Raw genomic sequence first — 22,333 nt, 5'->3', positions numbered from 1 at the left:
GGCCGAGGGCTCCGCGGCCTCCATTGTCATCGTGGCTTCACGCAGGCGCGCCACAGGCTGGCCCTGCGCGACCCGCTCGCTCCGCACGGGCGGGACGAACGCGCGCGGAAACCGGCTTGGAAGCCGGACGAGCGAGGTGCACGATGTCGACGGCGGACGAACGTTCGGCGACCCCGCCGGACGATGCGACGGTGGGCGGCCCCGTGAACGGCAAAGGCGAGACCGGCAAGGGCGAGACCGGCAAGAGCGAGACCCGCAAGGGCAAGCGCGGCAAATCCGGCGCCGGGGCGGAAACCGGGGCGGCCGCGGCCCGGCGCCTGCGGCCGCCGGGGCAGAAGAGCGTCGGCTGGGCTCTGGTCCAGGCCGCGCGCCTCCACCGCGGCCGCATCGGCGACCGGCTGGCCAGTCTCAACCTCTTCGCCGGCCAGGAGCAGGTGGTTCAGGTGCTGGCGGCCGCCGGCACCATGACGATGGGGGATCTGGCCGCCACCCTGCGGGTGCGCCCGCCAACCGCCTCGAAGACGATCTCACGGCTCGCCGCCCTCGGCTTCGTGGAGCGCCGGGCCGAGGCCGGCGACGGGCGCATCGTGCGGGTTCGCCTGACGGAGACCGGCCTCGCCAAGGCCGAGGCGATCGAGCGGATCTGGGACGAGGTCGAGGCGGAACTCCTCGACGGGTTCGACGGCAAGGAGCGGCGGCGCCTGCGCAAGCTGCTGCGCAAGGCCGCCCGCAACCTCGCGGACGCGTCCGGCGTCGCCGGCCAGGAGACCGAGGCCGACGCGGAGATCGAGGCCGAGGACGACGAGGCGGATGCCGCGGGCCTCAACGGCAGCGCGCTGCGGGCGCTCTGAGGTTCGGGCTCCGCTATTGGACCCCCCGCCCCGGCGAAGCCGGGGGACGGTTCCAAATGCAGGGCTCTGCCCTGCACCCGCCAAAGGTCTCGACCTTTGGAATCCAGGACTGCCGATCCGGCCCGTCCGGGTCCTAGCTGTTCCGGTACCAGTCCCAGACCAGGAAGGCGGGGACCGGGAGTACGATCGCGAAGAAGATCCAATCGAACATCTGCGGCATGGCGCGGCCCTGCTGTCCGGTATCCTCCCCCGTCTACGGAGCCGTTCGCGCCCAAGTTCCGGAATCCGGGCGACCTCGGCGCCGCCCTTGATGGCCCGCGTTCAGCGATCGCCGCCGGACAAAACGGTGTTGTAATAACGTTACGCATCCCCGGGATCGCGCGATCGCGCCGAGACGCCGGTTGCAGTCGCTCGCCAGGACATGCAGCGTTATACTGTCACGTTGCTGGAATCCTCCCTTGCGTCTCCCTCACCGTCTCGTCGTCGGCGCAGCCCCGCTCTGCCTGATCCTGCCGTTCGCCGGGGGCGCGCGGGCGCAGCAGGCCGTCACCCTCGACGAGATCAGCGTCACCTCGCCGAGCCCGGTCCAGGCGGTCCGCCCGGTCCAAGCCCCGCCGAGCGCCGCGAGCAGTGTGGGCGGCATCGGCCTGCTGCCGGTCGTCACCGACACGTTCTCGCCGGTCACCGTGGTGACCCGCGACCAGATCGCCCGCGACCAGCCGCGCACGCTCGGCGACGCCCTGTTCGACCGGCCCGGCATCTCGGCCTCGACCTACGCGCCGGGAGCGGCCTCGCGCCCGATCATCCGCGGCCTCGACAACGCCCGGGTGCGCATCCAGGAGAACGGCATCGTCAACGGCGGCGTCTCGGATCTCGGCGAGGACCACGCCGTGCCGGTGAACCCGCTGGTGGCCGACCGGCTGGAGGTGATCCGCGGGCCGGCGACGCTCCGTTACGGCTCGGGCGCCATCGGCGGCGTGGTCTCGGCCGAGAACAACCGGGTGCCGACATTCATCCCGGCGAACGGCGTCACCGGCCAAGTCACCACCGGCTACACCAGCGTCGACAACGGGCGCCTCGGCGCCGCGACCGTGGATGCGGGCAAGGACGGCATCGCGGTCCACGCGGACGGCTTCAAGACGGCCGCCGACAGCTACGCCATCCCCGGCGGCATCCAGCGCAACTCCTACAACGCGTCGGAAGGCGGCTCGGTCGGCATCTCGGCGATCGGCGAGCGCGGCTTCGTGGGCGTCGCCTTCAGCCATTACAACGCGCTCTACGCGATCCCGGGCGGCGAGGCGGAGCAGGCGCGCACGCGGCTGACCCCGAACCAGGACCGGGTGATCTCGCGCGGCGAGTACAGGCCGCTCGACGGGCCCTTCGAGGTGATCCGCTACTGGGCGGGCTACTCCGTCTACCGCCACGACGAGATCGGCATCGGCGAGGACGGGCGCGAGGGCCAGCAGGCGATCTTCAAGAACCGCGAGGCGGAGGTCCGAGTCGAGGCGCAGCACGTGCCCGTCTTCACGAGTCTCGGCAAGCTCACGGGCGCCGTCGGCGTGCAGGCCGACCGGCGGGTGATCAACACGCAGCTCGAGAGCTTCCTGCCGCGCACCGATTCGCGGGCGAACGCCGTCTACCTGTTCGAGGAGTTGGAGGTGGTGCCGGGCACCCGCCTCCAGGCCGCCGGGCGCATCGAGGGCGACCGGCTGCGCAGCACCGCCGTGCAGTTCCCGGCCGATTACCTGCCGGTCGAGGGCGAGGATCCGCTGCGCTATCCGCTCACCCGCCGCTTCGCGCCGAAGAGCGCGAGCTTCGGCCTGTTGCAGGATCTGCCGCTGGGCTTCGTCGGCAGCGTGACCGGCTCCTACGTGGAGCGGGCGCCGACCGGCTACGAGCTGTTCTCGCAGGGGCCGCACGACGCCACCGCCACCTTCGAGATCGGCGACCCGCGGCTCCGGCTCGAGCGCGCCCGCACGGTCGAGGCCAGCATCCGCCACGCGGTGGGGCCGCTCCGCTTCGAGGCGACGGGCTTCTACACGCGCTACACCGGCTTCATCTACAAGCGCCTGACCGGCCTCCTCTGCGACGACGACTTCGCGAGCTGCGGCGCGGGCGACGAGTTGCGCCAGGTCGTCTACTCGCAGCAGAACGCGACGTTCTACGGCGCGGAACTCATCGGCCAGTACGATGCCATCCCGGTCGGCAACGGCTTCTTCGGCATCGAGGGCCAGTTCGACTCCGTGCGGGCAAAGTTCGACGACGGCACCAACGTGCCGCGCATCCCGCCCTACCGGATCGGCGGTGGCGTCTACCTGCGGGCGGAGGGCTGGTTCGCCCGGGTGAACCTGTTGCACGCCTTCGCGCAGAACCGGGTCGCGCCCAACGAGACGCCGACACCGGGCTACGACGACCTGCGGGCCGAGCTCAGCTACACCAAGCCGCTCGACCCGGCGGTCTACGGGATGAGCGAGGTCACGCTCGGCCTCCAGGGCCGCAACCTGCTCGACGCCGACATCCGCAACGCGGCCTCGTTCAAGAAGGACGAGATCCTGCTGCCGGGGCGCAACGTGCGGCTGTTCCTGACGGCGCGGTTCTGAGCGGGCTGATCGGGATACGGTTGTGTCCGGCCTCGCCGGCCCTCGCGGATGAAACACAGGCCTTTTCCCGGACACCTGGAACGCAGTGGAAGGTGATCCGGGATCCAGACGGCCAAGTGCCGCAAAGCGGCTCCATCTTCAGCAACCTTGCAGCAGATGGACGCTTCGCGACATCGTGTGCTGGGTCCCGGATCACCCTCCGCTGACGCTCCGGGCGTCCGGGAAAGCGGCGGTCCGGTCGAGGCCAGGCAGCCGGCATCCGTTGAGCGGCGACAGGCTCACCCGTGGCAGGTGCAGCCGGCATGGTCGCAGCCGGCATGGTCCGGGTGCCCCGCGGCGCACTCGTCGCAGCAGAAGGCCTTGCCGTCCCGCTCGACCGCCTTCGCCACCGGGACCACGCAGACGCAGTCCGGGCAGGCGCATTTCACCATCTCGACATCGACGCTCGCCATGATTCCACTCCCCGTGCCGGGTATCGGCAGGTCATCCTCCCCCATCCCGACGCCGGAGGCCAGAGCCTCGGCGCGACACCGCGGACTGTGATCCTCCGCGCGCCGAGCGCGTTGCCTCCCAAAGCCGGCCCGCCGCGTTGCCGGACCGGGCGAAGGGATGCGTGCGCGATGACCGACCAGAAGATCGAAGCCTACGAGGGCCCGGCGGGCGGCTGGGGCTCGGCCAAGTCCCTGGCCGAGATCCTGACCCGGGAGCAGATCCCGGCGTCGGGCGCCGCGATGCTGATGAAACAGAACAAGCCCGACGGCTTCATGTGCGTCTCGTGCGCCTGGGCGAAGCCCGCCAAGCCCTTGGCCTTCGAGTATTGCGAGAACGGCGCCAAGGCCACCGCCTGGGAGCAGACGAGGCGGCGCACGACCCCCGACTTCTTCGCCCGGCACAGCGTCACCGAACTCCTCTCCTGGCCGGACTACGACCTGGAGGAGCAGGGCCGGCTCACCCATCCGATGCGCTACGATCACCAGAGCGACCGCTACGTGCCGGTCGCCTGGAGCGAGGCGTTCGCGGAGATCGGCCGCGAACTGAAGGGTCTCGATCCGAAGTCGGTGGTCTTCTACGCCTCGGGTCGCGCCTCGCTCGAGACGAGCTACCTGTACGCGCTGCTGGCGCGGATGTACGGCAACAACAACCTGCCCGACTCCTCGAACATGTGCCACGAATCGACCTCCGTGGCGCTACCGCAATCGATCGGCGTGCCGGTCGGCACCACGCGGCTGGAGGATTTCGAGTCGACGGACCTGATCCTGTTCTTCGGCCAGAACGTCGGCTCCAATTCCCCCCGGATGCTGCATCCGCTGCAGGAGGCCCGCCGCCGGGGCGTGCCGATCATCACCTTCAACCCCCTGCGCGAGCGGGGTCTCGAGCGGTTCACCAACCCGCAGGCGCCGCTGGAGATGCTGACCAACAGCTCCACGCAGATCTCGACCCAGTACCATCAGGTCAAGGCGGGCGGCGACCTCGCGGCGCTGACCGGAATGTGCAAGGCGATCCTCGCCGCCGACCGCGACGCCCTGGATGCCGGCCGGCCCCGCATCATCGACGTCGCCTTCGTCGAGGAGCACACCCACGGGCTGGCCGACTTCGTACGCTTCTGCGACGGCCAGGACTGGGCGGACCTGGAGAGCCGATCGGGCCTGAAGCGCGAGGCGCTGGAGGCGGCGGCCAGCGTCTACATGCGGGCGCGCAGCACCATCGGCATCTACGGCATGGGCCTGACCCAGCACCGCCGGGGCACCGAGACGGTGCAGATGCTGGTCAACCTCTTGCTCCTGCGCGGCAATATCGGCCGGCCCGGCGCCGGCATCTGCCCGGTGCGCGGGCACTCGAACGTGCAGGGCCAGCGCACGGTCGGCATCTCGGAGAAGCCGGAACTGGTGCCGCTCGACCGGCTCGCCGAGCAGTACGGCTTCGAGCCGCCGCGCGAGAAGGGCCTCAACACCGTCGAGGTCTGCGAGGGCGTGCTCGACGGGAGCGTGCGGGCCTTCATCGGGCTCGGGGGCAACTTCGTGCGCGCGGTGCCCGACACCGCCCGGATGGAGGAGGCGTGGCGGGGCTTGCGCCTCTCCGTGCAGGTCTCGACCAAGCTCAACCGGGCGCATCTGGTGCGCGGCGAGATCGCCTACATCCTGCCCTGCCTCGGCCGGATCGAGGTGGACCGGCAGGCGAGCGGGCCGCAGGCGGTCTCGATGGAGGATTCCTGCTCGGCCTTCCACGGCTCGCGCGGCGTGTCCGAGCCGGTGAGCGAGCATGTCCGCTCCGAGCCCTGGATCGTCGCCGAGATCGCCAAGGCGACGCTCGCGCCCAACCCCAAGGTCGATTGGGACGGCTGGGTGGCCGATTATTCGACGATCCGCGACAGCATCGAGGCGACCTATCCGGACACGTTCCGGGACTTCAACAAGCGGATGTTCGAGCCCGGCGGCTTCTACAAGCCGCTCGCCGCGCGCGACCGCAAGTGGGAGACGAAGACCGGCAAGGCCAACTTCATCGTGCCGCCGGGCCTCGAGGCCGACCCCGACATGCCGCGCTCCGACCGCTCGGTGATCGACCTGATCACGCTCCGCTCGAACGACCAGTTCAACACCACGGTCTACGGCTACGACGACCGCTTCCGCGGGGTGAAGGGCACGCGCCAAATCCTGTTCATGAACGAGAACGACCTTGCCCGCCTGGGGCTCGCGGACGGCGAGACGGTCGATGTGTCCACCGACGCCGACGACGACGTCGCCCGCGTCGTGCGGGGCCTGCGCGTGGTCCGCTACGACATCCCCGAGGGCAATTGCGGCGGCTACTACCCGGAGATGAACGTGCTGATCCCGCTCTGGCACCACGACGAGCAGGCCAAGACCCCGGCCGCCAAGGCGATCCCGGTGCGCGTCACCCCCGCGGTGCCGGAAGCCGTGACCGGCGGCGCCTGAGCGGGCTCTGGACGCGGGCGCTGCGGCCCGGCAAGGAGGCCGGGCCCCTCGACTCTCGGGCCCGCTCCGGACCTCCTTGCACCGATGACCGACACCGCACCGGACGGACGCCACGCCGCGCTCCTCGACCAGATCGGCGCGGGCGCCTCCGGTCTCGACCTCTCCGGAGCCGCGCTCGGGCGCGCGGGGCTGGCGCCGCTCGCCGATCCGGCGGCGTCCCCGCCCTGGTGGGATGCCGGCTGGGGCGGCCTCGCGCTGGCCGGGCGCGATCTTGGCGATGCCAAGCTGGAGGCGGCCGACCTCTCCGGCGCCAACCTGCACGGCGCCCGGCTCGGCGGTGTGGTCGGCCGCTCGGCCCGCTTCGACGGGGCGAATCTCGAGGAAGCCGACTGCGCGGGCGCCGACCTCAGCGGGGCGGGCTTTCGCGGGGCGGTGGCGGGCCAAGTCAGCTTCGCCGAGGCGATGCTGGAGGATGCCCGCTTCGGCGAGGCCGCCATGCGCTTCGCCAACTTCCGCCAGGCGCTCCTCGACGGGGCGGACTTTTCCGGTGCCGACCTCTGGGGTGCCGACTTCACCGGGGCGGACGCCGACTACACCAACTTCCGCCGTGCCCGCCTCGACGAGGCGAACCTCTCGGACGTCAACCTCACCCACGCGGATTTCGAGGGCGCGAGCCTGACCAAGGCGCGGCTCGTCGGCTCGCGCCTGCGCGGCGCGAACCTCGCCGGGGTCAAGCTCGACGGGGCCGACCTCTCGGGAGCGGACTTCTCCGACACCAGCCTCGTGCGGCTCAACCTCGCCACCTGCCGGCTGACCCACGCGCGCTTCGCGGGCGCCTTCGTCACCGGCACGCGGATGCGCGTCGAGCAGCTCGGCGGCGCGGTGGGCGAGGAGGTGGCGCAGGCCTACGAGGCCGCACAGGCGAGCTACCTCGCCCTGGAGCAGAACTGGCGCAGCATCGGCAGCCAGGACGCGGCGAGCTGGGCCTACAAGCGCGGGCGCCGCATGGGCCGGATGCAGGCCGGCGTCCAGGCACGCGCCGCCTGGACGGCGCGCGACCCGCGCGCCCTCGTCCGCCACGGCTACCGCTGGGTGGCCGACCGCTTCGTGGAGTGGCTGTGCGATTACGGCGAGAGCCTCTCGCGCATCGCCCGCGCCTTCGCGATCGTGATCCTGGTCTTCGGCCTGCTCTACGGCCTGACCGGCGGCATGATCCTGGAGGGCGAGGGCCGGGCGACCTACAACCCCATCGACCTGATGAGCTACAGCGCCCTCAACATGATGACGGCGAACCCGCCCGAGATCGGCATCAAGCCCACGGGCCGCATCGCCAACCTGCTGGTCGGCGTCCAGGGCGCGGCCGGCATCATCCTGATGGGCCTGTTCGGCTTCGTGCTGGGCAACCGGCTGCGGCGCTGAGGACGGCACGGGAGGACTCGGCATGCGCGATGGGACTCGACATCGGGGCGGACGGACGGCCCGCGCGGGTCTCGCCGCCGCGCTCCTGGGGCTCGCCCCCTGGCCGGCCGGCGCCCAGACGCCCGCCGAGCAGGCGCCGCCGGCCGCGACCGAGCCGGCGGACCGCCTGCCCGCCGCCTGCCGCGCCGGGATCGACGCGGGGGCGCGGGCGGCGGGGCTCGATCCGGCCCGGGTCGCGGCCCGGCTCGACGGGCTCGCGCCCGATCCGGCGATCCTGGCGGCGACGGGCGCGCAGGCCGAGTTCGTGCGCCCGATCTGGGCCTATATCGACGCCGCCGTCACCGAGGCGCGGGTCGCGGACGGACAGGCGCGCCTGCGCGACCTCGCGCCGACCTTCGCGGCACTCGAGGAGCGCTACGGCGTCGATCGCCACATCCTGGCGGCCTTCTGGGGCGTCGAGTCGAACTACGGCGGGGGGATGGGCGAGGCACCGGTGCTCCGCTCACTCGCGACGCTCGCCTGCGGCGACGGCGCTCGCGCCGGCTACTGGCGCGACGAGCTGGTCGCCGCCCTGCGAATCGCCGAGGCCGGCGACGGGCCCGACCCGCTCCTCGGCTCCTGGGCGGGCGCGATGGGGCATACCCAGTTCATGCCGAGCGTCTATCTCGCCCACGCGGTCGATTTCGACGGCGACGGGCGGCGCGACATCTGGCGCTCGGCCCCCGACGCGCTCGCCTCGACGGCGCAGTACCTGCGCGCGTCCGGCTGGCGGCCCGGCGAGGGCTGGGGCCAGGAGGTCGCGCTGCCGGCAGGGTTCGATTACGCCCTCGCCGACGAGACCACCGAGCGCAGCCTCGCCGAGTGGGCCGGCCTCGGCCTGCGCCCGGCCCGGGGCGAGCGCTTCGCGGATGCGGAGGCGCAGGCCGTCCTGATCCTGCCGGCCGGCGCGCGGGGGCCCGCCTTCCTGCTCCGGCCGAACTTCCGGGCGATCCTGCGCTACAACACGGCGCTCGCCTACGCGCTCACCGTCGGCCACCTCGCCGACCGCCTGCGCGGCGAGCCGGGTTTTTCTCGCGATTGGCCGCGGGGCGACCGCGCGCTCACCGTCTTCGAGATCCGCGACCTGCAGACGCGGCTCTCCGAACGCGGCCACGCGGCGGGGAGTGCGGACGGCAAGATCGGACCGCGGACGCGGGCGGCGATCCGCGCTTGGCAGGCCACGATCGGCCTGACGCCGGACGGCTACGCCGACCCGGCCCTGCTGGAGCGGATCCGGGCGGAGCGCTGAGGCTGCCACTCTCCCTCCCCCCTCTGCGGGGGAGGGAGAACCGGCGCCTCACGCCTTCACGATGTGCGCGCCCGCGAGGCCGTGCCGGGCGAGCGCGTTGCGGGTGTCGACCACCAGCGGCGCCTCGGCGGCGATCAGCGCGTAGTCGATCCCATCGTGGTCGGTGACGACGAGCGCCGCGTCGCAGGCCCGGAGCGCCTCCGGGGTCAGCGCCACGGAGCGGCGGCCGGCAAGCCCCGGATGGGCGCGGCTCGGCGGGATCTCGGGCACCAGCGGATCGTGGTAGGCGATCGATGCGCCGCGCTCCTCCAGGAGCGCGATCAGCTTGAGCGCCGGGCTCTCGCGCATGTCGTCGAGGTCGCGCTTGTAGGCGACACCGATCAGCAGGATCCGGGCGCCGCCGAGCGGCCGGCCGCGCTGCCGGTCGAGGGCCAGCGCCAGCCGCTCGACCACGTAGCGCGGCATGCCCCGGTTCACCTCGCCGGCGAGCTCGATGAAGCGGGTGGCGACGTCGAACTCCCGCGCCTTCCAGGTGAGATAGAACGGGTCGATCGGGATGCAGTGGCCGCCGAGCCCCGGGCCCGGCCAGAACGGCATGTAGCCGAAGGGCTTGCTGGCCGCCGCCTCGATCACCTCCCAGACGTCGATGCCCATGGCGTCGTAGACGACCTTCAGCTCGTTCACGAGCGCGATGTTGACGGCCCGGAAGATGTTCTCGGTGAGCTTCACGGCCTCGGCGGTCGCGGTCGAGGAGACCGGCACGGTGCGGGCCACGATCGCGCCGTAGAGCGCGTCGGCGAGGTCTCGCGCGCGCGAACCGTCTCCGCCCACGACCTTGGGCACCGTGCTCAGCGTGTGGGTGCGGTTGCCCGGGTCCTCCCGCTCCGGCGAGAAGGCGAGGAAGATCTCGCGCCCGCTCCTGAGGCCCGTCGCCTCGAGGATGGGCTTGACCACCTCCTCGGTGGTGCCGGGCCAAGTGGTCGATTCGAGCACGACGAGCTGACCGGGACGGAGCGTGCGGGCGATGTCGGCGGCGGTGGCGCGGATGTAGGAGAGGTCGGGCTCGCGCTGCGGCGTCAGCGGCGTCGGCACGCAGATCAGGATGGCGTCGCATCGGCCGAGCTCGCCCATGTCGGCGCTGGCCCGGAAGCGGCCGGTGGCGAGCGCGGCGCGCATCCCGTCCGTGTCGAGATGGCTGATCACCGGCTCGCCCGCGTTGATGCGCGCGACCCGGTCCGGGTTGATGTCGAGGCCGATCACGCAGAAGCCCGCCCGCACGGCGGCGAGCGCCAGCGGCAGTCCGACATAGCCGAGGCCGATCACCCCGACGACGGCCGTGCGCTCGGCGAGGCGGCGGGCCAGAGCGTCCGCGAGATCGTCCATGCAAAAGGTCTCAATGGTAGGGGTCGGCGGCGTCGCGCAGGCCGTCGCCCAGGAAGTTGAAGGCCAGCACCGTGACGAGCACCGGCAGGACCGGCACCAGCAGCCAGGGGTAGAGCTGGACGGCGGCGAGGTTCTGGGCCTCGTTGAGGAGCACGCCCCAGCTCGTCACCGGGGGGCGCAGGCCGAGCCCGAGGAAGGACAGGGCCGTCTCGCCCAGGATCATGCCGGGGATCGAGAGCGTCGCCGAGGCGATCAGGTGGCTCATGAAGTTCGGGATCAGGTGCCGGGCGATCACGCGCGTCGGCGAGGCGCCCATCAGCTCGGCGGCGGCGACGAAATCCTCCTCGCGCAGCGCCAGCAGCTTGCCGCGCACGGCCCGCGCCAGCCCCGGCCAGTCGAGCAGCCCCAGGATGATCGTGATGCCGAAGAACACCCAGAGCGGGCTCCAGTTCGGCGGCAGCGCCGCCGAGAGCGCGAGCCAGAGCGGCAGTTCGGGCAGGGAGCGCACCAGCTCGATCAGGCGCTGGATCGCGGCATCCACCACCCCGCCGAAATAGCCCGCTAAGCCGCCGAACAGCAGCCCCAGCGCGAAGGAGATCGCCACGCCCACGAGCCCGATCACGAGCGAGATGCGCGTGCCGTAGATCATGCGCGAGAGGATGTCGCGCCCGAGCCGGTCCGTGCCGACGAGGAACAGCGTGCCCCCCTCCGGCGGGCAGACGAGGTGGCGCTCGCCCGGGATCAGCCCGAGCCAGAGATAGCCATCGCCCCGGCAGAGGAAGCGCACGGGTTGCGGACGGCTCCGGTCCACGACGTAGTTGCGCCGGAAGGTCTCGAGGTCGAGCTCGGCCCGATACGGGTAGGTGAAGGGCCCGACGAAGCGGCCCTCGTGGAACAGGTGCAGCCCCTGCGGCGGCGCGTAGAGGAAGTCGCCGTTGCGCCTTGCCTGCCCGTAGGGCGCGAGCCACTCGACGAAGGGCACGCTGGCATAGAGGACGAGCAGGATCAGCCCCGAGACCACGGCGAGCCGGTGGCGCAGGAACTTGCGCACGAACAGGCGCCGCGCCGAGGGGGCGTCGCGGTCGCCCTCGCGGCCGGCATCCGGGTCGAAGGGCGCCGGATCGACGAAGTGGGCCACCATCAGCGGCCCCCGAGCCGGATGCGGGGGTCGAGCCAGACCAGCACGAGGTCGGAGATCAGCATGCCGACGAGGGTCAGCGCCGCCACGAACATCAGGATGAAACCCGCCATGAACTGGTCCTGGGTGCGCAGCGCGTCCAGCAGCAGCGGGCCGACGGTGGGCAGGCTCATCACCAGCGAGACCAGCACCGAGCCCGAGACGAGGTGGGGCAGGAGGTTGCCGATATCGGCCACGAACGGGTTCAGCGACATCCGGAACGGGTACTTGAGGAGCGCGCGCATCGGCGGCAGGCCCTTGGCGCGGGCCGTGACCGTGTAGGGCTTGGCGAGCTCGTCCAGGAGGTTGGCGCGCATCCGCCGGATCATCGCGGCGGTGCCGCCGAGCCCGATCACGAGGGTCGGCACGACGAGGTGGGCGAGGAGCGAGCGGATCTTGGCCCCGTCCCAGGGCTTGCCGGTGAAGCCCGCGTCGTAGAGGCCGCCGATCGAGAGGCCGAACCAGCGGTTGGCGTAGAAGAGCAGGATCAGCGCCAGCAGGAAGCCCGGCACGGCGAGCCCCACATAGCCCAGCACCGTCACGACCGCGTCGCCGAGGGAGTGCCGGTGGGTCGCCGAGTAGATCGCGATCGGGATCGAGACGAGGTGGACGAAGACCAGGGCGGCGAGGTTCACCACGAGCGTGAGCCAGAGCGCGTCGCCGACCACCTCGGCCACCGGCCGGTCGTACTCGAAGGACCAGCCCCAGTCGCCCTGCAGCAGGCCGGAGAACCCGGCGGGCCCCGGCATCAGCCCGACCCACATCAGGTATTGCTGCCAGACCGGCCGATCGAGGCCGTACTGGCGGATCAGCAGCTCGGCCTTGGCGATCGAGGCCGCCTCGCCGCCCGCGCGCAGCTCCGCGATGCGGTTCGAGAGGTAGTCGCCCGGCGGCAGCTTGATCACGAAGAAGACGAGCGCCGAGATCAGCAGCAGCGTCAGCGCCATCGTGACGAGGCGGCGGAGGACGAGGCCGGTCACGGGGTGCGCACCCACGCGCGACCTCCCTCCCCCCTCTGCGGGGGAGGGTACCCTGCGTAGCAGGGGGGGAGAGGGGAGCGACGGTGCAGGATCGGGCTCTGCCCTGCATGAAGGCCGCGCCTCTTCCGTTCACCGGGTTCCCCTCTCCCGACCCCTGCTGACGCAGGGGCCACCCTCCCCCGCAGAGGGGGGAGGGAGAGCGGCGTGGGGGACGGAAACGCCTGCGGATGGGTCGTCGCCCGCATCATCCCCGCCCCCCGCCGGCCGCCGCGTTCCGCTCCGCCGCCCGGTCCCAAAACACCTCGTCCAGCCGCTGCACGCCGATCAGCGCGGTCGGCTCCCACGAGTACAGCGCCCGATCCGGCAGGTTGGCGAGGCGCTTCGAGGCCACCACCGGCTGCAGCGCCCCCGCCACGGTGCCGATCACCCACTGGTTCTCCGCGTGGTTCATCAGCATCTCGCGCCAGATCGCGCCCTGCCGGGCGGGGTCGGTGCTCATGCGCCACTCCCGGTCGAGCGCGATCAGGCGCTCGACCTCGGGCACGTCGCAGGGCTCGCCGCCCGCGCCCCGGCTCTCCAGGTTCAGGCTCCAGCGCGGCCAGGCGTAGTGGTCCGCTTGCGCCGGGCTCAGGCCCGTCGGCGGCATGATCGCGGTCGGCACCGCGAGGTCGAGGCCCTGGGCCGCCACCATCACGGTCATCCCGGCCATGGAGCGGCGGCGCAGGTTCGTCCGCTCCTGGGGCTTGACCGCGAGGCGGATGCCCACCTCCCGCCAGAACTCGCCGATCAGCATCAGCCCGTCGAGGATCAGGCTCGCCTCGCCGTCGCTCTCGACCACGACCTCGAGGGCGCGCCCGTCCGGCATCAGGCGGATGCCAGAGGCGTCCCGCCCCGTCAGCCCGATCGCGTCGAGGAGGCGCGCGGCCTCGGCCGGGTCGTAGGTGGCGTTGCGGGTGCGCATCTCCGGCGCGTAGAGCGGGCTCTCCGACACCACCGTGTCGTTGCCCTCGGTGCCCAGCCCGAACAGCAGCGTGTTGTTGAGGGTGCGCCGGTCGATCGCGTGCGAGAGGGCGCGGCGGTAGCGCGGGTCGCGGTTGAGCTGCCGCCAGAGGGGATCGAGTGTGGTGAGGTTCGGGTAGAGCGCGATCTCGGAGCCGCGCGCCACCGGCCAGAGATGGGTGCGGTAGCCGTGCGCCCGCTCGCCCTCGCGCAGGCTCGGGATGTCGTTCATCGCCAGCCCGCGGAACATCAGGTCCGCCTCGCCCGCGTTGGTCTTGGCGACGAGGAGGCCGGTCGAGGCCACGTCCATCAGGATCGTGTCGAGGTAGGGCAGCCGTGTGCCCGCCGTGTCCACCCGGTGGTAGTGCGGGTTGCGCTCGAACACGAAGCGGGTGGCGGGCGACCGGGTGCGGGGCCGCCAGCCCTGGAGCGTCGGGCAGTCCGGGTTGTTCAGCTCGAAATTGTCGTCGAGCCGGTTGTGCAGCGCCGCCCAGCCGCGCAGCTTCTCGGCCTTGGCGGCCGCGTCCGCCGCCGCGCGCCCGGCGTAGCGGGGGTGGAACGGCTTCAGGTAGTGGGCCGGCCGGTAGATCAGCGGGTCGCGCGGGGCCGCGAGCGCGGGCAGGAAGCGCGGGTTCGGCCGCTCCCAGGCGTAGACCACCGTGCGGGCGTCGGGGAAGCTGACGGCCGGCGGCTTGCCCTCGACGATCAGGAAGTCCGGCGGGCCGCCGGGGCTGAGGTCGGGGTCGTTGGCGACGTCCTCCCAGTAATAGCGGAAATCCTCGGCCGTGAAGGGATGGCCGTCCGACCAGCGGTGGCCCGCGCGCAGGCGCAGGGTGAAGCGGCCGCCCTCCACGGTGACGCTCTCCAAGACGTCGGGCTGGAGGTTCAGGTCGGCGTCGTAGCCGACGAGGCGGGTATAGCCGTAGACCGAGAGGTAGCGCACGTCGCGCGCCTTCGCGATCAAGGTGCGGACCGCGCCGCCGGCCTGGCCGAGGCGCCGGCCGCGGGCGGCGAGATCGATGACGAGGGGGGCTTCGGGCGGTTCTTCCGCGCGGGCGGGGCGCGGGGCGAGGAGCAGCGCGCCGAGGCCGGCGAGGAGGGCGCGGCGGGACACGCCGGATCTCCCTCCCCCCTCTGCGGGGGAGGGTGGCCCTGGTGCGAGCGGGCAGGCGACGGACGAGGCGCGGGTCCCCTCTCCCGTGCGGGAGAGGTCTGCTTTCGCAGAAAGCCGGGTGAGGGACCCGGAGCCATCCGGATTGGACGGTGCGTTTCCGCGGCGGCCTCGCGCTTCGTCCGGAGAGTTCTCATCCCTCACCCCAACCCTCTCCCGCACGGGAGAGGGAGCGCGTCGAGGTTCCGACCTGTCCCGATTTACCGCGCCGTAGAGCGGATGAACTGCCCCGTCTGCAGAGGCGAGAGGGAGCGTCGCGCCTGTCCCGCTCATCCGCCCACCTCCGGATGCAGTTGCACGTAGGTCAGCCGCGCGGGCGAGTACCCCGTCGCCGCGTGCAGGTCGTCGAAGGCGTGGGCGCGGGCGATCAGGCGGGCCGCCTTGCGCACCAGCGGGTCGTCGGCCGGCTGCTCGAAGACGCGGCCGTTGCGCTGCCAGCGGATCGGCTCGGAACGACCCCCGGCCTCGTGCAGCGCCCGCACCATCGCGATGGTCGGGTGCGCGGGCCCGCCATGGGTGTGGATGCGGTGGCCGGCCGCGTCGTCGTCGAAGACCAGCCGCGTGAGGCCCCGCGCCCGCGCCTCCACCACCCGGCGCGCCTGGGCGACGTGGTCGTCGAAGAACGCCACCGTGCGGGCCGGATCGAGGGCCGACCAGTCGGCCGTCGACCAGTCCTGCGTGCAGTAGGTCGCCGCCGGGTCGCGATACTGCAGGCCCGAGAGGTCGGGGTCGCGGCAGAAGATGCGGGCGTCGGGGCGCGCCTGCCGGATCACCCAGGTGGTCAGCCCGCGGAACACGCCCGATTCGATCACGCAATCGGGCTCCAGCGCCCGCATCAGCACGAAGAGCTGGAGCGCTCCGTTGAAGCCGGAGCCGCCCCGCCGCTGCCGCACGGGCGCCCGCGGGATCAGCTCCCAGAACTCGCCCACGAGTGCCCGCACGTCGTGCCGGCAGGCGATCCCGGCGGCCGCCAGATCCTGCCCGAGCCGCGCGGCGGCGTTGTCGAGCAGCTGCGCGACCTCGTGCGGCGAGACCGGGCGGTGCGCCCAGTCGGGGATCGCCGGGACGAGGTCGTAGCCGAGCCGGTCGAACAGGGGGCCGAGCCAGCGGCGGCGCAGGCGTTCCATGAGGCGCGGCATCAGGCGGCCTGCCTCCTGGGCGCGGTGCCGCCGCGGCGGACGCGGTGGCCGGCCTCGATCTCCACCATCGCGCCGGCCTCGTCGGGGCCGAGATGGTAGGGCGCCGGCCAGCGCACGGGGTCCGAGTGTTCCCCCGTCACCGCCGCGAAGTCGAGCGGGTGGTCGAGGCTCGGATCCGGCACCGCGGCGAGCAGCGCCCGGGTGTAGGGATGGGCGGGATTGCGGAACAGGGCGGCGCGCGGCGCCTCCTCGACGATCCGCCCGCGGGCCATCACGCTGATCGTGTCGGCCATGTAGTCGATCACCGCGAGGTTGTGGGAGACGATGAGGTAGCTCAGGCCCAGGGCCGCCTGGAGGTCCTTCAGCAGGTTCAGCACCTGGGCCTGCACGGAGACGTCGAGCGCCGAGACCGGCTCGTCGAGGACGAGGAGCCGCGGCTCCAGGGCGAGCGCCCGGGCGATGCCGATGCGCTGGCGCTGGCCGCCCGAGAAGGCGTGCGGGAAGCGGGCGAGCGCGTCCGCCTCCAGCCCGACCATCGCCAGGAGCTCGCGGGCGCGCTCGCGCCGCCGGGCCGCCGGCACCCCGTGGATCTCCATCGGCTCGGCGAGGATCTGGCGCACGCTGAGGCGCGGATCGAGGGAGGCGTAGGGATCCTGGAACACGAACTGCACCTGCCGCCGGTAGGCGAACAGGTCCGCCCCCGCGAGCGCGTGCACGTCGCGGGGTCCGGTGCCGCCGTCGAACAGGACGCGGCCGGCATCGGGCTTCAGCGCCCGCATGATCATCTTCGAGACGGTGGTCTTGCCGGAGCCGGATTCGCCCACGAGCCCGAGCGTCCGGCCCGGCTCCAGGCAGAGCGACACGTCCGAGACGGCCCGCACCAGCCGGGGCTTGTCCCAGATCCGGCCGGCCCGCAGCGCGAAGGTCTTCGAGACGCCCTCGACCCGCAGGATCGGGCCGGCGGCGCGCGCGGGCGGACGGGCCGGGGGAATCGCCGCGCGGGCCGGGCGGATCGGGGTCAGGCGCTCGCCCGGGGCCATGTCGAAGCGCGGCACCGCGTCGAGGAGCGCCCGCAGGTAGGCGTGGCCGGGCGCGCGCATCACCGCCTCGCGCGGACCGGATTCGACCAGGCGCCCGCGGTACAGCACCGCCACGTCGTGGGCCATGTTGGCCACCACGCCGAGATCGTGGGTGATCAGCAGGATGCCCATGCCGTCCTCCGCCTGGAGGCGGGCGAGCAGCGCCAGGATCTGGGCCTGGGTGGTGACGTCGAGCGCGGTGGTCGGCTCGTCGGCGATGAGGAGCGCGGGCTTCAGGATGATCGCCATCGCGATCATCGCGCGCTGGCGCAGGCCGCCCGACAGCTCGAACGGGTAGGTCCGCAGGCCCCGCTCGGGGTCGGGGAAGCCGACATGGGCCAGCGCCTCCCGGGTGCGCGCGGCCGCCTCCCGGGCGGAGGCGCCGGTATGGACGCGCAGGGCTTCGCCGATCTGGTCGCCGACCGTGTGGAGCGGCGACAGGCAGGTCATCGGCTCCTGGAAGATCATGGCGATGCGGTCGCCCCGCACCGCGCGCATCGCCGCCCCGTCGGGCGGGAGGGCCGCGAGGTCCTGCCCCTCGAACAGGATCCGCCCGCCCGTGATCGCGGCGGCGCGGGGCAGGATCCGCAGGATCGCCTGCGCGGTCACCGACTTGCCGGAGCCCGACTCCCCGACGAGGGCGAGCGTGCGCCCGCGCATCACGTCGAGGGAGAGGCCGTGCAGCGCCTCGAACGGCCCGGACTCGGTGCGGAAGGCGACCTTGAGGTCGCGGATCGAGAGAAGCGGCGTCACGATGGCCTCGCCCCGGGACGAGACCACGGCGCGGCGCCCGCGTCCACGGGCGGGCGCGCGAACAGGTGTCGCGGATCCAGAACCGTCACGGCCGGATGGCCGAGGAGCAGCGGCAGCAGGGCTTCGAGGACGGCCCAGAGCCGGTCGTCGTGGGCGAGGTGGTGGGTGAGGATGCCGACCGGATCGCCGGCCGCCAGCCGCGCCACGAGGTCTTCCACCAGGCGCGCGGGATCGGCGAGCGAGCGGGTGCCGCGCCAGTCGATCGGGTCGATGTGGATGTCGGCGCGCACCAGGCCCGCGGTCGGCAGCGGGGCCCGGCGCGGCACGGCGGCCGAGAGGCCGGCATAGCCGAGATCCGGCAAGGCCGCGGCGAGATCGGGCGCGAGCCGGTTCCAGGGCGGCACGAAGACCGGCAGCAGGGCGTCCTCCGGCAGGCTCTCCCGGGCGCGGCGCAGGCCCTCCCGGGCGTCGGAGGCCAGCGCGGCGAGCGGGCGGTGCGGGCCGAACTCGGCGGGCTTCTCGCCCGCGGGCGCGTGGTTCGCGTGGGCGAGGCCGTGCACGGCGAGGCGCGCGCCCGGCGCGCCGTCGAGGCGCCGCCCGAGCGAGGGCGCGATGCCGGCCGGGATCGCCGCCAGGAGGATCGGGGCGGCGCAGGCGTCGCTCAGGGCGAGCAGCCGGTCGAGGGCGGGCGTGGCCGCGACCGCGTCGTCGTCCCGCCACCAGACGGGGGTGGGCGGACGGGTCTCGGCGTGACGGTCGAGGGCGGCGCGCAGGCGGTCGAGCGCAGATCCCCCTCCCCCCGCAGAGGGAGGAGGAAGGACCGGGGGGAGCGTCGCTCCCACCCCGTTCCGCACCATCGCCTCCACCAGCGCCACCGTCCGCCCCGCCCCGTCGAGCGCGAGCCCGTGCGGCGGCAGCGGGGCGCGGGGTGCCTCCGCGACAGCCCGCAGCAGCGCGTCGGCGTCGAGCCCGGCCTCGGGCACCACCCGCGCCAGCCCGCGCTCCGCGAACCGCTCGGCGCGCAGGCGCTGCTCGGTCTCGCGGCCGGCCTCGAAGGGGACGAGCAGGGCGGGCGTCCCCGTGGCGAGGAGATCGACCGCGGTGTTGTAGCCGCACTGGCTCACCGCCAGCGCCGCACGGGCCAGCAGCGCCCGGTAATCCGGCCGCGCCCGCTCCACCGTGCCGGGGGGCAGCCCGGCCGCGAGCGCGGAGAGATCCGCCTCCGGCACGCCGTGGCCGGCCAGGATCCGCCAGCCGAGATCCGGCCTCCGGCGGGCCGCCTCGGCGGCGGCGGCGAGCATCCCGAGCCCCGCCGCGCTCGACCCGGCCGAGACCAGGATGCCGGCGCGGTCGGACGCTGTGGGGACGGCCCCGCCCTCGTCGACGTAGCCGGTGTAGTGCAGCCGGACTGCCAGCCCGGCATCGACCGGCCAGGAGGCGTCGAGGGGCGCGAGCCCCGGGTCGGCGTGCACCAAGACCCCGTCGTAGAGGGCGGCCACCCGCGCGTGCGCCTCGGCGACCCGCCCGGGCTTCTCCGGCGCGACCAGGATGTCGCGGATCGAGGCGAGGACGAGCGGGCGCGGGGCCCCGGCGCGGGCGGCCTCGACCAGCGCCAGGAACTCGCCCGCCAGCGCCCGCCGGCCGAAGGGGAACAGCTCGGTGATCAGGACGTCGGGCGCGGCCTCCTCCAGCGCCGCCAGGAGCATCGACCGGCGCCGGTCGAGGAGCGCGGCGCCGGCCGGCCCTCCGTCGGCGGCGCGCAGCTCCGAGAAGGCCGTGCCGCGCACGCGCAGCGGCGGCAGCTGGACGAGGCGCACGCGATCGAGCCGCACCAGCGGGGCGGGCATGCCGCCGCTCGCCAGGACGACGTCGTGCCCGGCCGCCGCGAAGGCGCGGGCCAGCGCCGCCGCCCGGGTGAGATGGCCGGCGCCGAGCAGGTGCGTGACGGCGATCAGGACGCGCATGCGCAGGCCCCGGCGGGGCGGGCGGCGGCCTCCCGCACGGGCTCGAGCCCGGCGCTGGCGGCGAGCCGCGCCGCGATCAGGTCGATGCCCGGATCGAGGGCGAAGTCGGCGACGAGGCGCGCCCGCGCGGCCCCGGCGAGGCGGCGGCGCAGGTCCGGGTCGCGGGCGAGCCGCGCCAGCGCCCCGGCCAGGGCCGCCGGGTCGCCGGGGGGCACGAGGAGCCCGTGCGTGCCGGACGCGATGAATTCCGGCGTGCCGGCAAACGCGGTCGCGAGGATCGGCAGGTCCTGGCTCGCCGCCTCCATCAGCACGTTCGGCAGCCCGTCCCGGTCGCCGCCGGGGGCGGGCTTGGTCGGGAGCACGAAGAGGTCGGCCTCGCGCATCGCGGCGATCACGGCGGGCTGGGCCAGCGCGCCCCGGAACGCGACCCGGTCGGCGAGACCGAGCGCGGCCGCCCGCGCCTCGGTCGCGGCCCGGATCTCGCCGCCGCCGATCAGCGCGAGGCGCCAGTGCAGACCGGCCGGCAGGGTGGCGAGGGCGTCGAGCAGGTCGTCGTGCCCCTTCTTGGCGACCATGCGGCCGACGCAGAGGAGGCGCAGCGGGTCGGCCGGGTCGGTGCCGTCGCGCGGCGGGCGCGGGGGCGGCGGGGCGGGAAAGCGCGCGAGGTCGAGGCCGTGATAGGCGAGCGCGAGGCGCGGGGGGGGCCCTCCCCCCTCCGGGGGGACGGAAGGCAGAGCGCGGGGCGGTTGCGCCAACGCTTCCAGCCGCCGCAGCCCGTCCCGCGTGCAGGTGACGCCCCAGGCCGCGTCGGCGAGCTTCTCCCGCAGCTCCCAGTCCGGCGTGGTCCAGATGTCCTTGGCGTGGGCCGAGAAGCTCCAGCCCCGTCCGGTCAGCAGGGCGGCGTAGCGGGCGACGCTGGCCGGCGTGTGCAGGAAGTGGACGTGGATATGCGCCACGCTCCCCGGCAGCTCGCGGGCCAGCACCAGGGCCTGCCCGAGCCGGCGCAGGCGCGAGGCGCTGGGGTCGCGCGCGAGATCGCGCAGGAACAGGCCGAGCAGGCGGGGAAGGCGCGGCCGGCGGAGCGCTTGGCCGAGGCCGGCGAGCACCCGCAGCGGCGCCTCGTGCAGGTACTCCGGCAGGTAGGCGACCGGCGCGGCGATGCGCGCGTGCATCGGGTGGCGGTCCCGCTCGGTCGGGCGGCGCAGCGACCAGATCGCGAGCGGCAGGCCGCGCGCCTCCAGCGCCAGCAATTCCTGCGCGACGAAGGTCTCCGACAGGCGCGGGTAGCCCTTCACCACCACGGCGATGCGGGGCGCGCTCACAGGGCCTCCGCGACGGACAGCGGCCGGCCGGCGGTGAGCGCCCGCACCCGGTCGGCGACGACGCCCAGCCCGTCGAGCAGGCCCGGCAGCACGACCCGCGAGGGGGCGGGCTGGTCCGGCAAGGCGCGGAGCGCCGCGGCCATGCGCCCCGGCGCGCGCCCCCCGGCCTCCGAGAGCACGCGCACCAGCCCGAGCGCCTCGGCCGAGCGCGCCCGGATCTCCTGCTCGCGCCGGGGCTCGGTGCGCGGCACCAGGAGCGCCGGCCGGTCGAAGGAGAGGATCTCGCAGAAGGTGTTGTAGCCGCCCATCGCCACCACACCCGCGGCCCGGCCGATCAGCAGCTCGATCTGCGCGTCGAAGGTGATCGCCGCGAGCCGTCCCGGCAGGCGCTCGATCCGCGCCAGGAAATCCCTTCGCGCGGCCGCGTCCAGGAACGGGCCGAAGGCGACGAGCGCCGGCAGCGGGATGCCGGGATCGGCCTCGTAGGCGGCGATCACCCAGTCGATCAGCGCCGCGCCGTCGCCGCCCCCGCCCGGCGTGACGAGCAGGAAGGGAGCGCCCGCGAGCCCGGGCTCGCGCCGGGCGGGATCCGGCCGCGGCAGGGCGCGGCGCAGATAGCCCGTGTAGATCAGGCGGCGCTCGACGTCCGTCCCGAGGCCGAGCCCCGCCAGCGGCCGGTGCAGGCGCGGCACGCCGTAGACCCAGACCTCGTCGTAGTGGCGCTCCAGCACCGCGCCCGCGCCCTTGCGGGCCCACTCGGCGGCCAGCCGCGCGGGGTCGTCGAGCACGTCGCGCAGGCCCAGCACCGGGCGGCAGCCGCGCGCGGGCGCGCGCTCCAGCACCGGCAGCATCTCGCCGTGGAAGCCCGCCGGCTCCTTGTCCACCACGACGAGGTGCGGCCGGAACGCCTCGAAGGTGCGCAGGATGATCTCCCGGCGGGCCGCGACCGTCTCGTCGAGCGGGATCGCCGGGTCGCGGCTCGCATAGGCCCCGTCCGGGCGCTTCGTCACCGCGGGCACCGCCACGGCCGTGACGCCCGGCGTCGGCGCGAAGCGGTCGAGCACCGGCGAGCCCGAGACGATCGCGACCTGCGCCCGCGCGCCCCGCACGATCGCCTCGGCGAGGGTGCGCGCGCGGCGCAGATGCCCGAGCCCGAAGGTGTCGTGGCTGTAGATCAGCACCCGGCACGGAGGCTCCGGGCCGAACCCTGCCGGAGATGGACGCGACGCGATCAACGGGTGTCTCCCCAGCCGGAGCGCGAGAGCCTGTTCGCACACC

General features: G+C 73.7%; 15 protein-coding genes. 5 read left to right on the top strand and 10 right to left on the bottom strand.

Annotated elements, in window-relative coordinates; all coding sequences use genetic code 11:
* Positions 1 to 143 precede the first annotated feature (143 nt).
* Together MFF56_RS29005 and MFF56_RS29000 are read left to right on the top strand one after the other, a co-directional pair.
* Positions 144 to 851, top strand: a complete 708-nt coding sequence (locus MFF56_RS29005; protein ID WP_082773333.1) for a MarR family winged helix-turn-helix transcriptional regulator — start codon at positions 144 to 146, stop codon at positions 849 to 851.
* Positions 852 to 1,357: 506 nt separating this feature from the next.
* Complete coding sequence (locus MFF56_RS29000) at positions 1,358 to 3,451, top strand: TonB-dependent receptor (RefSeq protein WP_238231930.1); 2,094 nt, start codon at positions 1,358 to 1,360, stop codon at positions 3,449 to 3,451.
* 278 nt (positions 3,452 to 3,729) lie between these two features.
* On the opposite strand, the gene MFF56_RS28995 is transcribed toward MFF56_RS29000, so the two are convergent.
* On the bottom strand, positions 3,730 to 3,903 hold the full coding sequence (locus MFF56_RS28995) for a metallothionein (protein ID WP_066922734.1): 174 nt from the start codon (positions 3,901 to 3,903) through the stop codon (positions 3,730 to 3,732).
* A 168-nt stretch (positions 3,904 to 4,071) separates the two neighbouring features.
* On the opposite strand from MFF56_RS28995, the gene MFF56_RS28990 reads away from it, so the two are divergent.
* The 3 genes from MFF56_RS28990 (at position 4,072) to MFF56_RS28980 (ending at position 9,088) form a co-directional block, all read left to right on the top strand.
* Positions 4,072 to 6,381, top strand: a complete 2,310-nt coding sequence (locus tag MFF56_RS28990) for an FdhF/YdeP family oxidoreductase (protein WP_066922736.1) — start codon at positions 4,072 to 4,074, stop codon at positions 6,379 to 6,381.
* 84 nt (positions 6,382 to 6,465) lie between these two features.
* On the top strand, positions 6,466 to 7,800 hold the full coding sequence (locus tag MFF56_RS28985) for a pentapeptide repeat-containing protein (protein WP_066922738.1): 1,335 nt from the start codon (positions 6,466 to 6,468) through the stop codon (positions 7,798 to 7,800).
* A 22-nt stretch (positions 7,801 to 7,822) separates the two neighbouring features.
* Positions 7,823 to 9,088: a lytic murein transglycosylase gene (locus MFF56_RS28980; protein ID WP_066922740.1), complete on the top strand. Its 1,266-nt coding sequence runs from the start codon at positions 7,823 to 7,825 to the stop codon at positions 9,086 to 9,088.
* A 48-nt stretch (positions 9,089 to 9,136) separates the two neighbouring features.
* On the opposite strand, the gene MFF56_RS28975 is transcribed toward MFF56_RS28980, so the two are convergent.
* The 9 genes from MFF56_RS28975 to MFF56_RS28935 form a co-directional block, all read right to left on the bottom strand.
* A complete protein-coding gene (locus MFF56_RS28975) occupies positions 9,137 to 10,471 on the bottom strand; it encodes a nucleotide sugar dehydrogenase (RefSeq protein ID WP_066922742.1) in 1,335 nt (444 codons plus the stop codon).
* A 10-nt stretch (positions 10,472 to 10,481) separates the two neighbouring features.
* A complete protein-coding gene (locus MFF56_RS28970; RefSeq protein WP_238231926.1) occupies positions 10,482 to 11,612 on the bottom strand; it encodes an ABC transporter permease in 1,131 nt (376 codons plus the stop codon).
* Positions 11,612 to 12,643 carry an ABC transporter permease gene (locus MFF56_RS28965; RefSeq protein WP_373324227.1) on the bottom strand — a complete coding sequence of 344 codons (1,032 nt, stop codon included), beginning with the start codon at positions 12,641 to 12,643 and terminating at the stop codon, positions 11,612 to 11,614. The genes MFF56_RS28970 and MFF56_RS28965 overlap by 1 nt, the downstream gene beginning before the upstream one ends.
* A 229-nt stretch (positions 12,644 to 12,872) precedes the next feature.
* Entirely contained in the window at positions 12,873 to 14,741 is a 1,869-nt protein-coding gene (locus MFF56_RS28960) for an ABC transporter substrate-binding protein (protein WP_082773378.1), read from the bottom strand.
* A 326-nt stretch (positions 14,742 to 15,067) separates the two neighbouring features.
* On the bottom strand, positions 15,068 to 15,937 hold the full coding sequence (locus tag MFF56_RS28955) for a hypothetical protein (RefSeq protein ID WP_238231924.1): 870 nt from the start codon (positions 15,935 to 15,937) through the stop codon (positions 15,068 to 15,070).
* On the bottom strand, positions 15,937 to 17,769 hold the full coding sequence (locus tag MFF56_RS28950; RefSeq protein WP_066925946.1) for an ABC transporter ATP-binding protein: 1,833 nt from the start codon (positions 17,767 to 17,769) through the stop codon (positions 15,937 to 15,939). The genes MFF56_RS28955 and MFF56_RS28950 overlap by 1 nt, the downstream gene beginning before the upstream one ends.
* The gene (locus MFF56_RS28945) at positions 17,766 to 19,733 is read right to left on the bottom strand and encodes a glycosyltransferase (protein ID WP_066925943.1); all 1,968 of its coding nucleotides are present in this window, start codon (positions 19,731 to 19,733) and stop codon (positions 17,766 to 17,768) included. The genes MFF56_RS28950 and MFF56_RS28945 overlap by 4 nt, the downstream gene beginning before the upstream one ends.
* Positions 19,721 to 21,055 carry a glycosyltransferase gene (locus MFF56_RS28940; RefSeq protein WP_238231922.1) on the bottom strand — a complete coding sequence of 445 codons (1,335 nt, stop codon included), beginning with the start codon at positions 21,053 to 21,055 and terminating at the stop codon, positions 19,721 to 19,723. The genes MFF56_RS28945 and MFF56_RS28940 overlap by 13 nt, the downstream gene beginning before the upstream one ends.
* On the bottom strand, positions 21,052 to 22,236 hold the full coding sequence (locus MFF56_RS28935; RefSeq protein ID WP_238231920.1) for a glycosyltransferase family protein: 1,185 nt from the start codon (positions 22,234 to 22,236) through the stop codon (positions 21,052 to 21,054). The genes MFF56_RS28940 and MFF56_RS28935 overlap by 4 nt, the downstream gene beginning before the upstream one ends.
* Between the last annotated feature and the right edge of the window lie 97 nt (positions 22,237 to 22,333).

Source organism: Methylobacterium hispanicum, assembly GCF_022179285.1.
GTDB classification, from domain to species: Bacteria; Pseudomonadota; Alphaproteobacteria; order Rhizobiales; family Beijerinckiaceae; genus Methylobacterium; species Methylobacterium hispanicum.
Note: the sequence above shows the minus strand (reverse complement) of the source record. Positions and strands in the feature narration are given on the sequence as shown.